Raw genomic sequence first — 15,005 nt, forward strand, 5'->3', positions numbered from 1 at the left:
TAGGCTTTTAAGTATAAAAATGGAACATCCCCCTCGCCCTAGACCTCTTCCCCAAGTGGTGAGGGGATTTTGATCGAATTTCCATTCTGATAGCGCTGAAAATCCTCTTTCCACGCAAGCAACTTGATTAAAAAATAGACGTCAAATCGCAAATTTTCGTGTTATTTGACAACGTCAATTTGAAATACCGTATCAATTGCTGCGTGATCAGAAGGATTCCCCTGGGCTTGTGTATAAAGTAATGCATTTTTTAATGTTGCATGGCGATAATAAACAAAATCAATTACCGCATTTCCAAAAGTTGGTCCTATGAACGTTCCATTAGACTTCACAGCGGCCAAACCATAATTAACAAAAGTCGACTCCATGATTTGAGCTTGATTTAAGTTATCTTGAATATTATTAAAATCACCAGTAACAAACGTTGGAATGTTTGCGCGTGCAGAGTACTCTTCGAGAAACTCACTCATTGTGCGTACATCATTGTTATGAGCAGCAACTTGCCCTCCGACACAATCAGCATGTCCACCCCATGCAATGCAAAGATGGGTAGTTCCAAGCGCGATAATATCCCCACTTTTTAAATTCTTAAATTGAGAAAATACCGCAACTCGTTTGCCGCCCCCATCAGCAGTCATTGGTATCATTTTTTGGCTGTTCTCTACCATAGCCCAGCGAGAGCTGTCATAAAAAATAGACGCATCTTCTCTTGTTCCAGCTATTTTATATTTTTGATTGAGCTTATAAACACTGTCCATCAAGGAGTAATCATTTTCTTGAGTCGCAATAAAATCAAAATTATGTTCGTTAATATAGGCGGTCATGCGCACAATTGGCGGCGGATTCTTTTTCTTATCCATAGTAGACCAAGAAAATAAATTGGCTTGTAGAATATGTACTTCGGTTGCATTAACTTTGGTCACAATCAATACACTTACTAACATAATATAGAGAGCAAACTGCAAAAAACGCATAGTTACTTCCTCAAGAAAATACCTCAAAAAAAAAGGTGATCAGTGAATAAAATAGGAAAATTTTATCATATAAAATACAAAATGGTGCTTTTATATTTTATTTTCTCGAAAAACAAACAATTAGATCGGATATGTTCCCTGAAGAATCCTGAGCTTTGTTTGAGTAAGAGAAATTTAGATTACAATATATGATTAATTGATGATTAAAACGCTTGGGTATAAAAGTGGAGATATAACTTAAATACTGCAATTTACCTCATTGAAAATTAGAGTACGTTAAAAAGTAAGATTTCCTTAATCCAAAGCAATAAACTCTGATGCTTCCCCATGAATAAAGTGTTTGATTAATTGCTGCCAAAAAGGACGATACAAAACATTAAATAAAGGATGTGAATCTTCAACAGGAAAACAAGGCCCATGATTTGCTTCCAGTAACCAAAGCTTATTACCCTCTGCTTCTACCATAAAATCAAAGCCAAAACATGCAATGCGTGGCTGGCTATCTTGCCAAATCGTGGCGAATTGACTTTTCAAAGTCTTTACTACACTTTGGCAGATAGAAATAATACGCATCTTATAGGGTTGGAAAATTGCTATTTCATCACTTAAGCGTTGAACTACATTAAGTCGTTCATCACTTAGATGTTCATTAGTAAGATGTGCTTCCAGTTGGCTAAAGTTATCTTCTTGATATGGTTTTAAGGCAATATTCAAATAGCCACTGGGGAAAAGTGCTGTACCTGCATGAGTAGAGAGCACCAACAATACTCGAATAGAAAATTTATGACCCAACTCAGGCCCCTGAATAAGTTGTGGCTTAACAATATAACGTTGCAAAACTTGGGAACCTCCCATGCGCTTATGGGAAAGAAAATGTGCTTCAATGGCATTTAAGTCATGAAATATATGAATATTCTGTCCATTATTTAACATAGATGGTTTTAATATCCAAGGCATATTGGCCAACTGTGAGTTGCTGATATGGGCTAAAACTTGAGGCCAAACCTCATCATCGATATAAAAGGTTTCTGGCATCAAATATTCGAGATGATTTGCTTGTAAAAAGGCTGCCAGTAAATGTTTATACTCTAATGTTTCGCAAATCAGCGGTGAAAACTGGAGCCATTCTTCATTGACTGACGCCAACGCAGAAAACATACTTGATTTCCACCCCTCATCTTTTAAAAAACGAGCTAAATTTGTATGAGTTGGCGTTTTGTCTTTTGTTAAGTGAAATTTCTTCATAACCTTACTATTAATTTTTCAATTCTGTATTTCATAAACAAGTATAGCCTCCATTAAATGAGTTCGTACACGCATCCCCTTTGATGACAGAACAAATAGCCTATATAATCTCTGTTACAAAATTCAAATCAATGGTTAGGCAAATGCTCAACCATAGCTAAGTCAAAGGATTACCAATGTTTCAATCAGCATTAATAATTGCACTAATGACTTTTAGTATCATCACTCAAGCAGCCCTGCCAGCTGATCCAATTCAGCGCTGTTTAGATGTTAGAAGGCTTGTAGACTTTACCTCAAAACAGAAAATGGCAGCTAAAGAGCCGGGCGTGTTGCGCTTTAGATTTCATAAAATTTCAGCATCAGAGCTACCATTAGATACCCCTGCTGGCAGTATGGATGAAGTGATTAAGGCACTAAATAATCAGATTGAAAACTGCAATAAAAATCGTGGTGAGTTTCAAACAGTAACTATTGCTGGTCGTAAGCTCAAGCGTCAAGAGTGGTGCTTAAATACCAACCAAAAAATGCTTGCTCTTGCCAAAGCCGCCCATGGCGATTTTCAAAAATATTTATCAAGCATCAAAAGCGAATTTGATTGGTATAAAAGCGATGGCTGGCCTGAAAATCATGCAGGATTTAAAAAGGGCGAGTTTCAATTTACTGCCTATTACGCACCAGCCGCTGTTGAAGCACGTACCAAGCGTGGCGGCGCATTTTTATATCCTCTCTATAGTAACCCAGGTGTTGTCAATGCAGCTGCGGAAAGTAAACGACTTAATTTGAAAGCACCTTTGTGCGGCATTGATCCGGTGACCAAAATAGCACGCGGATTTTGTCTGAAAAATGCTAATGGTACATACTCTATGGTTCCAGACCGAGCTGAAATTAATCAGGGGGCTTTAAATCCAAAATATATCATTGGCTATGTTAAAGACCCAAATGATCCCGCTTTTTTAATGCTTCAAGGCTCTGGTTCATTAATTCTTGATGGCAAAGAATTTCATATCAATTACGATGGCGCTAACGGTAGACCCCGCACCATGCTTGGTCGAATAGTCCAATGCGCACAAGACCCAACCTGTGGTGGTAACTTAGATACAATGGAACGTTGTGCTAAAGATCCTAAATGTCATAATGAAGCAAAATTACGCTGTAACCTGTCTAAAGAAGTGAAACTAAGCGGCGCATCAGAAAAGCTAATCCGTCAATATCTAGATAACCCTCTTAATCGTAATAAAGCCGCCGACTTACGTAATCGCGATCAAAGCTATGTATTTTTTGCTAAAGAAGATGGTGGTCCTTATGGTTCAGAAAATATTTCGCTAACACCACATGCATCATGCGCAACAGATCACCGGGTAATTCCTGTAGGAATGAGTTTTATCTACAGTTGCAAAAAATCTACTTCGTGGTGTGTGGCCCAAGACGCAGGCGGCGCCATTGTAGGAGCCCACGTTGATGTCTATAAGGGTGAGGGGAATCAAGCGGGTATAGAAGCAAATGGGATAAATCATTCTGGCTCATTATTTGTGGCACTGCCAAAAAGCTCCGGCAACCGCATCTAAATTACTGTCCTAATAAATACGTAGCCTGGCTGCTTGCAGCCGGGATCTAATAGTCGCAAATCCTGGTTGCAAGCAACCAGGCTACGTCTTGTAGCTTAATCACAATCCTCCATAGAATATCAGCCAAACAAAAGAACTATAATTAGAACAGAATAAAAAACAATGCTTAGTTTTTTAATTGAATATGAGCATAGAATGTGTATTGTCAGTATGCCAGTATATAGCAGCATCTTACATTCCCACTCTTGACTTTTTTATGTCCATGGAACACCCAATGCAATATCTTGCACAATCAAAAGAGAGCAATGAAGTTAATCAATACCAATTTTTAAGAAATAATCAATTTTATTGGTTATCAAATTTAGATATGGTAATTGGCAAAGGCATAAAATCCGGTTTTTTTAATCAAGAGGAACTAATTGCGGAATCCCTTAAATTAAATAATGAAGTTAAAAAAAGAAATCTTAAAGATAATTTGTTTACAATTTGGGATTTATTCCATAATAGCTTTGATGATAACGAAGAAGAAGTTATTACTGCCCTTTATAAAGGATTTCAAGATTATATAGACATAATATCTACAACAGACGTTCATGCTATAGTTACCTTATTAAGATCTCTAAAAAAAGAGCAATTAGCCAATGATCTCGTGGACAAGCATATTTCTTTTCTGGAAAAGGAAAATATTGTTTTCGATAATGATTCTTATTCATTTGATAAAATTAGTGATCCCTATTTTGTAGGAGCCTTAAAATTATTAAACGAAAAAATAAAGCCAACACCTACATTACAGAAAACAATTAATCACATAGTAAATGAACGAGGATGGAATCCTATACATGAAAATGTTTTATTAGAAGCTTCTTCTGATGAATATTACCAATTATTTTACAGTTTAAAAGGAGAAGAGCTTCGAAAGTCAATTAAGAGGATGCTAAATCTTTTTAATGATAATTCACCAAACTCAAACCATAAAATTATAAGCTCTAAAATTAAAGAGGCTATAAAAATGATTGGAAAAACATCTAACTTAAATGCTCAAAGAGTATTTTATAAATTTGGTATTTCAATTTAATTTTAATGTACCACTTCTAAATCAATACAAGACACAGAAGTTCAACTTTTACAAATTATTAATCAGTTTATTAAAACCGGTTTTTTTAAACTTAAAATTATCTATATTGAAATATTTGTATAAAAAAGGATAGTGCGAGTTAAACTAGATGGATAAAGATGTAGAATTTCCTTAATGTGGAACTAGTCTATATAATTACTGAAAATGAACTTTATTTTATAAAACATCTTGGCGTTCCCAAAGCTCCGCTCGTAAACATAATCCTCAGTTCAATTTACTCCTAGCATGATGTTTAAATGGACAATAATTTATTGAACCAGTATTCTAAATTAATAAAAACTCACAAAGTTTCAATTTTCAAACACAAATAAAGAGAGGGATTCCTGAAGAAAGAGTAGCTACCTATTCACCCTATCAAGCATTACATGGCTCAACATGGGGATTTCATATTGAAACTGCCGAACATGTTTTGCGCATAATGCTATCAGGACTTTTTGATAGGTATCCAAATCTTAAAATTATCATTGGACACATGGGGGAAATGCTTGCATTTTGGGCTTGGCGACTTGATCATCGGCTAAAAGAAGAAGGTTGGCATGAAAAATTAGAATGTAAAAAAACAATTACAGAGTATCTCAATACTAATATATTCCTAACAACAAGTGGTTTTTTTGATACTCCATCTTTGATGCATGCAATTTCTACAGTGAGCACAGATAGAATCATGTTTTCAGTTGACTACCCTTACGAAGATAACCTAAAAGCAAGCCAATGGTTGGATTCTGTGCCATTGGCTGCTGAAGATAAATTGAAAATAAGCTACTTAAATGCTGCTAACTTACTCAATATCTAAATCCTGCCGTTTTGATAACAGCCTCTTTGTCGCCTTTCCACCTAGAGAACCAGGTCTTAAATTGTGAATTATCAATTAGAAGTTGATGAATCTATTGACGATCCGAATCAAAATGAGGGGATTCACGTTGCGTCCAGTGTGGGTAAAATCACCCATTTTTTCTTTCTTTAACGTAAATTACCTTATCTTCCTGGCTACTCTGATTTTTCATACCAATCCAAGTCATTCAGCAAGGAGAAATAAGTGCTTTCCGTACAATTTTTTAAAAATGAAGAAACTTCAACTTCTTTTGAAATACCCCTCCCCAAATTATTTTGGGAGTATGGTATTGTCCTTGATTGTCAAAGTAATCCTCCCATTGCTTCCGAGTTAATTAAACAGCTAGAGGATAAATTTATCCCCGAAATAAGGGATATCGTATGGCCAAAGAAAGGAGCCCCCTTAATTGAAACTGTCCTTAGACTCGTAAAGAAAGAGTTTAACAATAATCACCCCACTGTATCGTTACAGTTAAATCCACAAGCCAGTTCAATGAGTCACCCTTTTTTAATGTGTATTAGTGATTTTGTAGTCCTTCCTCCCCAAAAACCAGCTTATTCACTTGAAGCCTTTGTCTATAGAGTCACTGTATTATTAATGATGCGATATACAGTAGACCATTGTCAGAAACTAGAGCAGACAAGCCCCTTAATAGAAAAATACCAATTAGAGGGTAAAGGAGTCACAAACCGCTTATTCCCCTTTGCTCTGGTTCAATATGCTTATGAAAAAAATGGGCGCATCGAAGAATTAAAAGCAAGGGTACAAGAAGCTATCACACCTGCAGTAAAGCGTGCGTGGGAAATCATCAGTACAGAAGGAAGTGAATTTATAAAAGAGATACAAGACCATGAGTTTTTTATACAAAACAGCGTAACAACAGCTGAGTTCAACTAATAATAGATGCCCCATATTTTGTTTAAAATTTATGGGGATTGGTCTATTTAGGACTGGGATTCACGTTGCGTATAAAAGCGGACAATTTCTTCAAAAGAAAATTGGGGTCTATTTGGGCAGGCATTGGGTAGTTCAGGGTTGCTCAGATTGATGTGATAGATAATGTAAAAATCCAACTAATAAGACCAGTCTTATGGAGCGGGATTATTAAGCCTCGTTGAGCTCTTTAGGCTAAAGACCAAATGCTGTAGCAGCACTTAAGGCTTGATGGGTATCATACTCAATAAAATCATCATATTCTTCAATGATTGGGTCTGGCTCATCATTACTCAGCTGACTATTTTTACTAAACCGCTCTATAAACTCCCTTAACTGTGCTCTTTTAGTAAGTGGGTCGCCAGTTGGGATACCTTCAAGTTTTGCATAGCTCGAGAATAATGCTTCTAGTTGATCCTCTGCACACAGTTTGCTAAATCCAGGGTTAGCTATTATTTCTTGCAAGACCTTGGTCATAGGGAGGGTAACCGGAGTATGGGTAATGTTGTCTACCAACTTGTTGACATTATTTTTCTGAAAGACTTCTTTGCCCTTTCCAAGGGTTGTTTTCTTTAGATATTCATCAACTTTTAGTAGCGCAGCGTCTAAGTTATCCATATCTAATGATTTAAGAAAGATACTAAGAGAACTGCCGCCACCTACTTTTTTTATTTTGGATAAGCTTTGCTTGTAATCGGCATGAGCTCGCTGAATAAGATACAATTTTTGCTGGGGATCAATCCTCTTATCATGTAACTGAGTTAAAATAGGCTCTAAGTAAGAAGCGAAATCTTCTGAACTTCTATTTTCTTTAGGTCTACTATCTAGATAATTTTCTACAACTTGAGTCAATTTAGTAGTTAATCTTTCTATTTTGCTGTCAGAACCAAATGGAACTTGCAACTCAATGTTAAATAAATCCTGCAGGCTATATTCTTCCTCATTGGTTTTATTAAAAAACTCAACTATGCTGTCTTTAAATGGCTTTTGTGCTGTTTCAATTTTGACGGCTTGTTTCTCTATATTCTTTTTATGAATTTTAAGAAGAATACCTGCTATCACGCTGCCAATGACAATACCAATCGCAATCGTAGGTAAAATTGGGGCAGCCGCTATTGCTAGCGGAAAAGAGCAAGCAATGGTAATTGCCAGTACGGCAGCGGATGCGGCAGCAATTGTAAATGCACCAAACACTTGTATTAGTCGAGCATTATTAGTTTCCTTGAGCATGGGCTGATACATCTCATAAGCAATCATGTGCTGCTTAAAAGCAATAGCTTGAGAAATTGCAACTCGGTAATTTCCTTTATCATCGTCCGGTAAATCCGATAAAGCGCTTTCGATTTTTTTTTCTATTGCCATTTGATACACTCGCGCTGTTGGCAATAGTTTTGCTTTTTCATGAAAGCGAGCATAAGTTTGTTCATAAATCAGTTCAGAGTAGGTTTTTTCTTCACCTAATAAGTCTGATGCGACTTGAGCCCCAAGATCCTCAATGTTTTTACGTGTCGCTTTAACAGTATTCTTAAATAGAAAAGCGTAGTGATCTTTTGCATCACGCTCATCAGGAATTTCAATCTTCTTGCTAAAATCATCGTCTAAAATAGATTTCAACCATTGATAAACAGGATCAGAGATATCTGCATTATTTAAAAAGTCATTAAATTGATTTTCTAGTTTGTTTTTTATTTGATCCAGCTTATTAAGCTCTACATTTTTGGCTACGAATTTCCTTAGTTCTTTGAAGCCAGCAACAGTTGCCATGCAAACACCAGCAAAAGCAATGAAAGGACAAGTTTGACTAACTATGCCCCCGATCGCCCCACCTATGTCACTTATGCTCTTTCCTGCTTCTAAAGTAGTACCTACAAAATTAATAACATTCGCCCCTGTAGATACAATCGCTGCACCATTGGCTAGCACACCGGTGAAAATTGTACTTACTTCTGCAAATGCTGCAGCTTTTTCAGCTGAGCTGTATTTTTGATAGGTTTTCAAATAGGCTTGATGAGAGAAAACATCATCAATGTTATTTACGAAAGAGGATACAAAATTTAGAATAGGTGGCTTATCTCTTGCCCAATAGTGTTGAGTATTGAGCTTTTTACGATCAGCCTCAACCTGGCTAAGAATCTTTCCCCATTTTTTAGGCTCAGCAGTGTTTAATTTATCAACAGCTTGAAATAGCCAGTGTTGTCTTAGGGAAAATTGATCCCATTTTTTTCCTTGTTTTAATAACTCAAGGTTTAATTGCTGCATTTTAGCTAGCTTTTCAACAGAAGTTAAATTTTGAAATTTATCTGAGCTTAACAACTGATACATACTTTTAGCATAGGTACAAACCTTTGCTGAATGATGTTGTTTTTTATCTTGAGAAAGCGAGTTTGTTTTTTGCTGCGCTTCTAAATAGCCAAATGTTTGATCAGAATCCGTAACTTCGTCATCAATAGGATCAACAAACTCTTTATCAAGAATTTCTTTTAAAGTATTTATGGGGCTGTCTTCAGGGACAAAAAGTGAGTCCAGATCAAATGCATCTTCAATTTCCGTGACTAATAAACTGAAGTTATTGTTCAAGTCATCATTTAATAAACCTAGAAAAACTTGCTCGACAACCTCTTCACTTGCACTTATGTTATTTTCTAGTTTAAGAGAGAGCCTTTCCATCTTTCTTCTTGTCATAGCCAAAATGGTCGCGGTAACAGTGATCAACGCGCCGACTATGCCAACAGCAATTGGTAGAAATGGTGCCACTAAGAAACCTGACGCTAATATTGTCACTGCCGTAATGAATACCAAGGATAGAAGTATGCCTTTTAGGCTATTGCCGACAGCTAATTTGTTAATGACAGGTTTCATTACTTTGAGGTTTTCAATTTGCTGTTCAGCAATGACAATTTGTTTCATTTGATTTTTTATTTCATCATTAGAAATTCTAGCAATTCGTGATTCAATTTCGGCTTGATACACATCAGCTAATGATAAGGTGCGTTCTTTTGTGTTCATTCGGGCGATAGATTGCTCGGTTATAAGCTGTTGCAAACTTTTCTTTTTAAGTACTCGTTCAACTTCAGATATTTGTCCTTTTTTTAAAAGTTTATCTCCTCTTTTAATATAGTGAAGAGATTGTATAGACTCTGGATTCCTGTTTATATCACAAAGAGATAGACAGTCATCATACCAAGAGTTTTGATCCTTTAGACTCAGCTCTATGTTATTTAAATTTGTATAAACAGCATGTTTGACAATTGTTAACTCATCTTGTAATGCGAAAATAACATCATCGATTTCTTGGAATTTACGTTCCTGCATTCTCTGCTTTTTGAGATCTTTTAAATACAGCCCGGTTTCAGATACAAGCGCTAATGATGCGGCCATCATAGCTTCATGTCCAATGACATCGCCAAGAAATTTGTTTGCACTTTCATGTTTTATAATAGCGTTTTTTACATCGACAACCGCTATCAGTGCCATTGCTGATTTTAATACAAACTCACTCCCTTGTGATGCTATTTGACCAGCGTGCAGCAACTTATCTTCATCAGATAAATTTCCATACCGCTCTTTTATCATATTTTCTTCAAATACTAATTGTTGAATTGTAGGCATCACTCCTTTTACCTGCTCCGCTTTATCAATAGCTTGTTTACCTTTTCCTACTATTTCTTCTTTTTTTTGAAATGATTTTTTGGAAAACGACATGTCTATTTCCTTTTAACATACATCATTAAATGCTTCTAAGGCGCGTTTGGTATTGACCGCGTCAGTAATATCTTTACTAAAATCCTGATAGACGATATAACCATATTTATCAATAACAATTACTTCTCTGGCTAATAATCCGGCTAATGGTCCATCGATTATGGTTAAACCATATGCGTGGCCAAAATTATGATTCCTAAAATCAGATAACAAACGCACATTTGCAAATTTTTTTTCTTTTTCATAACGAGCTAAAGCAAAAGGTAAATCTTTAGAAATACAAAGAACCTCACCATCTTGTTTATGTGGTTGATTAAAGACTTCACAAGAACCAAAGCAAACCGGTGTGTCTATGCTCGGAAATACATTAAGGAGTAAAGCCTTATCTTTATAATCAGATAACCTTCCCAGGCTTAAGTCGCTGGCTGTAAGGATAAATTGGGGGGCTTTTTCTCCAATTGCATTCACTTCACCACTGGTATGATATGTATGGTCTTTAATAGTGAAGTCGCTCATAGCATCCCTGATTTAATTGGTAATGTTTTGAGTATAGTCCAATTTTTAATATACACTCGAGTTTCACGCGTGTATGGTAAACCCTTGATTGCGCCCTGCTCCACCAAGGCTACGTTGTTTTCAATGCGACGCACCCCCTTAAATAGCCTATGATTTGAGGATAAGACAAATAAAGCAGATCTTTTAACGTGATATAAATTTATGGCTCTAAAACAGTCGGCAATTTTTGCAGTTACTTAATGGTTCTGGGTGTGATTTGCATGATAATTTATTAAAACTGAAATTGAGAAAGTATAGAGCCGTCAATTTTTTAACCAATTTTGATTTTCAATTTTTTAACCAATTTTGATTTTCAAGATGAACGTATTCCTACTGTGCAAGACTGTATTCAAAATAATTAACCTGTTCTATTCGATGTTATTAGTGAAACAAGTTCCGGCGGTCCCCTAATAAATAAAGTCGTTAGGATCTCTCCTTGATTCCCACGCTTTTTATTTATATGAGCCAGAATTTTATCAATAACACTTTTGTCTTTGATACAAGCAATAATTCGAACATTACCCAGACAGTGCTGACAAATTGTAATATCCATATTAAATACTCGTTTTAACCGCTCGGCCCATGACATACGATAGCGTTGATTTGGGTTTATGGTTGTAGCCGATGATTCTTCAACACTTGATTTATCATAACCTGTTACAGCTTTTCGATATTTACTATTGGGTGCAAATACACCATGAAATCGAGTCAGATTCATCCAGGGTCTGGGGACTAATGCAGCAAGCCTGGCTATAAAATCTAAGGGTTCAAAGACAATATGGGTGGTGCCATTTTTATAAGGGTTCTTTAATTCATAAATCACTTTACCTGTTTCTGATAAACGTAATCGTTTTAATGAAACCGCCGGCCTTGTGATATAACGACATAATCGTTCAATCTTCTCTTTCTGGTAGGATTTTGCGCTGACACCTGCGTGAAGTGAAAATCCGCTTTCTTTAGCTAGCACTTTATTTTCTACCATGTCTTCCAATTGCGCTGGAATCGTTTGAAGCGTATAAACTTTTTTTCCTTTATTTTTGCCAACAGCCACACGATATGTAATGGAACTGCCGATTAAATCATTGATAACATCCTCATTATCGTAATCAAAAGTTAAATAGCTTTGCTCTGCATCTCGGCATAGTAAGCCTCGTTTTTCTAGCAATCGCCCTAGCCGTTCACAGATGCGATGCAATACTATTTGCATCTCCTCAAACGTGGGTTTGTTTATAGCATGAAATTCAACCAAGTCTCCATTCTCATCCAACCCATAAGCCCCATCTAAAAAAAGCATATGGAAATGAATGTTTAAATTCAGTGCACTACCAAATCGTTGAATTAAAGTCACCGCACCCGTTTTTCCTGTTTTGATAGTAAGCCCTGCTTTTTTAATCACATAGCTGCCAATAGCGCGATGAATCACTTTTAATACATCAGTTATCATTTCAGGATTATTCGCTAAAAGGAAACGTAAATCGTAAGGTAGACTTAATACCCATTGACGGATGGGTGCATCAGGGAATATTCCATCAACTAATAGTGCGGCGCTTTCTACCATCCTTTTTGTGCCACAGCTTGGACAAAACCCACGGCGCTTACAACTAAAGGCAACCAGCTTCTCATCAAAGCAGTCATCGCAGCGTACTCTTAAAAATCCATGTTTAAGCTGACCACACTTTAAATAATCTTCAAACTCTCTTTTGACATAAGAGGGCAAACCCTTCCCCACATCGGAGAGATACGTCAAAAAATCAGCGTAGTGCTTGGATATGACTTGATATAAAGTGGTATCTTCTGGGCGATGACGTTCATAAATACCAGGCGCTATAGAACGCGCCCTGGCATTAATAGAATGCGAGTGCTGCACGGTTGGACTTTTTCCTAAATTCTCCTAAGCATCAAGTTAACATGACAAATAATCTTTGTGAATCATGTGATTGATTTTTATAGGATAATTCGTTAATCTCCCCGCCTTTTTCTAAAACAGGGTTGTTAAATGACACCAGCAAAAGATTTACCGATGGTGACAGAAAAATCTCAAGAAGAGATTGAGAGAATTACTGAACTGGTAGGTGCTTCAAACCTGCCTGAGGACATAAAACCCTTTGTTATAGGCTGCATTAATCTTGCCTGCTGGATTCCAGGGGCACTGGTCGAGCATAAAATAACGGTATCAAACTTAAAGCGTCTTATTTTTGGTAAGTGTAATAAGAAGACAAAAACATCAAGTCCATCACCAGATGTTGAACCGTCTTGTAATACACCACCAGAAGAAAGCACCAAAAATAATTTGAACGAACACATTGATGAATCCCCAACCCCAAAAGGACATGGCCGCTTACCCCATACTGTCTACACGAATGCCAATCAACATGATGTAGCGCTGGAAAATTTATCATCAGGCTCCCCATGCCCGCTTGAATGTGGTGGAACGTTATATCGAAGGTCGCCTGGTATTATCGTTAATATTAAAGGACAAAACCTTGCATCGGTAGATAAATACTGGCTTGAAAAATTACGCTGTGGTTTATGCAACGAGATTTTTACAGCTGATGTACCATCGCATGTGTGTAAGGAGAAATACCATCCAAGTTTTAAAGCGATGCTCGCACTTCAAAAATACCACATGGCCATGCCATTTCACCGCCAGGAACATTTTCAATCCTTGATTGGTTTTCCTATTCCCGCATCGACTCAATGGCAACTCATGGAAGAACTGGCATCTTCGGCTCTTTTAGTCTTTCCAACCCTGGAACGACTGGCAGCCAATGGTGAGTTGATTCACAATGATGATACAGTCCTTCGCATTGTTGACCTTATCCACCACAACAGACTCAACCCAGAAGAAAAAAGAACCGGCATGTTCACCACCGGCATCCTTGCTCAAAATGGCCCTTACAAAATAGCCTTATTCTACAACAGCAAGCGCCATTCAGGTGAAAACATGGAAAGGCTTCTTGATAAACGAAACAAAAATCTGGGAAGTGTTATCCAGATGTGTGATGCACTGAGTCACAATATCCCTGCAAACCATGAAACTATTGTTTGCAATTGCCTGTCCCATGCCTTTCGTAAATTTGAAGAACTTGAACGCTTCTATCCGGAAATATGCCAAACGATGATGAGCTATTTGGCAGTTCCCTTCAAAGTGGATGAAGCATCAAAGCGATTAGAGCAAGATGACCAACAACGACTTCTCTATCATCAAGAACACAGCCAATCGGCCATGAGTGATGCCAAAGAATATATGGAAGAACTCCTGACATCCAAACAGGTAGAACCCAATGAGGCATTGGGCAAAGCCATCAACTACATGTTAAAGCGCTGGGACAAGTTCACTCAGTTTTTACGCATTCCGGGTGCCCCTATTCACAATAATGATATGGAGCGAGGATTAAAAATACCTATACGTGGACGCAACACCTGGTTATTCTACAAAACCGAATACGGTGCGATGGTCGGTGGTGTGCTGACCAGCATCATTTACACTTGTGAGCTTGCAGGCGCCAACCCATTTGATTATCTGGTGGCATTACAAGTTTACAAAGACCATATTTTTAAAGAACCAAGCCTGTGGCTTCCATGGAATTACCAACATTCAAAACAGTCACTGGAATTTGTGTTAGCAGCCTAAGCGACACTGAGCCAATCTTCCGGCAATCTGGCAAAGCTTGGATTGCCCTGAGCCAGCAATATCATTAACTCACTTGAACGAATCTTCTCTGAACCACTTGTCCCACCTGGCCACCATGCAAGACGACCTTTGCTAAAGCGCTTCTGGCAAAGCCAAAAGCCAGTCGCATCATAAACCAGTAATTTTACAGACGTCCGGGCTCTATTACTAAAAGCAAAAACTGTCCCATTGAAAGGGTTATCGCATAACTTCTGACGGCAGATTGCCTTTAAACCGTCAATTCCTTTTCTAAAATCTACCGGTTCAACTGCCAATAGCAAACGATGTTGCGGGGTTATCTGTAACATCGCTACCTCATAAATTCAGTGACAATGTGGCTTAGATGGACAGGAGACAATGAATGTATTGTAAGTTTATCTCCAGATGAGCG

11 protein-coding genes are annotated in these 15,005 nt (G+C 37.3%); 5 read left to right on the forward strand and 6 right to left on the reverse strand.

Features of this window, described 5'->3' with window-relative positions:
- Window positions 1-161: 161 nt before the first annotated feature.
- Together Lste_RS11220 and Lste_RS11225 are read right to left on the reverse strand one after the other, a co-directional pair.
- A complete protein-coding gene (locus tag Lste_RS11220) occupies window positions 162-974 on the reverse strand; it encodes an endonuclease/exonuclease/phosphatase family protein (RefSeq protein WP_058511017.1) in 813 nt (270 codons plus the stop codon).
- Window positions 975-1,268: 294 nt separating this feature from the next.
- Window positions 1,269-2,219 carry an ATP-grasp domain-containing protein gene (locus tag Lste_RS11225; protein ID WP_058511018.1) on the reverse strand — a complete coding sequence of 317 codons (951 nt, stop codon included), beginning with the start codon at window positions 2,217-2,219 and terminating at the stop codon, window positions 1,269-1,271.
- Between the two features lie 176 nt (window positions 2,220-2,395).
- Here Lste_RS11225 and Lste_RS11230 point away from each other — a divergent pair, with 176 nt between their 5' ends.
- The 4 genes from Lste_RS11230 (at window position 2,396) to Lste_RS11245 (ending at window position 6,648) form a co-directional block, all read left to right on the forward strand.
- Window positions 2,396-3,784, forward strand: a complete 1,389-nt coding sequence (locus Lste_RS11230; RefSeq protein ID WP_058511019.1) for an MltA domain-containing protein — start codon at window positions 2,396-2,398, stop codon at window positions 3,782-3,784.
- A gap of 274 nt (window positions 3,785-4,058) precedes the next feature.
- A complete protein-coding gene (locus Lste_RS11235; RefSeq protein WP_058511020.1) occupies window positions 4,059-4,859 on the forward strand; it encodes a hypothetical protein in 801 nt (266 codons plus the stop codon).
- Window positions 4,860-5,238: 379 nt separating this feature from the next.
- The gene (locus Lste_RS11240; protein ID WP_420324190.1) at window positions 5,239-5,712 is read left to right on the forward strand and encodes an amidohydrolase family protein; all 474 of its coding nucleotides are present in this window, start codon (window positions 5,239-5,241) and stop codon (window positions 5,710-5,712) included.
- 243 nt (window positions 5,713-5,955) lie between these two features.
- The gene (locus Lste_RS11245) at window positions 5,956-6,648 is read left to right on the forward strand and encodes a hypothetical protein (protein WP_058511021.1); all 693 of its coding nucleotides are present in this window, start codon (window positions 5,956-5,958) and stop codon (window positions 6,646-6,648) included.
- Window positions 6,649-6,879: 231 nt separating this feature from the next.
- On the opposite strand, the gene Lste_RS11250 is transcribed toward Lste_RS11245, so the two are convergent.
- The 3 genes from Lste_RS11250 to Lste_RS11260 all read right to left on the reverse strand — a co-directional run bounded on the left by Lste_RS11250 (window position 6,880) and on the right by Lste_RS11260 (window position 12,808).
- Window positions 6,880-10,386 carry an AAA family ATPase gene (locus tag Lste_RS11250; RefSeq protein ID WP_058511022.1) on the reverse strand — a complete coding sequence of 1,169 codons (3,507 nt, stop codon included), beginning with the start codon at window positions 10,384-10,386 and terminating at the stop codon, window positions 6,880-6,882.
- Window positions 10,387-10,398: 12 nt separating this feature from the next.
- On the reverse strand, window positions 10,399-10,902 hold the full coding sequence (tpx, locus tag Lste_RS11255; RefSeq protein ID WP_058511023.1) for a thiol peroxidase: 504 nt from the start codon (window positions 10,900-10,902) through the stop codon (window positions 10,399-10,401).
- Window positions 10,903-11,299: 397 nt separating this feature from the next.
- The gene (locus Lste_RS11260; RefSeq protein ID WP_237760472.1) at window positions 11,300-12,808 is read right to left on the reverse strand and encodes a transposase; all 1,509 of its coding nucleotides are present in this window, start codon (window positions 12,806-12,808) and stop codon (window positions 11,300-11,302) included.
- Between the two features lie 129 nt (window positions 12,809-12,937).
- Here Lste_RS11260 and Lste_RS18875 point away from each other — a divergent pair, with 129 nt between their 5' ends.
- On the forward strand, window positions 12,938-14,575 hold the full coding sequence (locus Lste_RS18875) for an IS66 family transposase (protein ID WP_058511024.1): 1,638 nt from the start codon (window positions 12,938-12,940) through the stop codon (window positions 14,573-14,575).
- On the opposite strand, the gene tnpB is transcribed toward Lste_RS18875, so the two are convergent.
- Window positions 14,572-14,922 (reverse strand): IS66 family insertion sequence element accessory protein TnpB, encoded by a 351-nt coding sequence (gene tnpB, locus Lste_RS11270; protein WP_058511025.1) that lies wholly within the window; start codon window positions 14,920-14,922, stop codon window positions 14,572-14,574. The two genes, Lste_RS18875 and tnpB, sit on opposite strands and share 4 nt — an antisense overlap.
- Window positions 14,923-15,005 lie beyond the last annotated feature (83 nt).

Source organism: Legionella steelei (genome assembly GCF_001468005.1).
Lineage (GTDB): Bacteria > Pseudomonadota > Gammaproteobacteria > Legionellales > Legionellaceae > Legionella > Legionella steelei.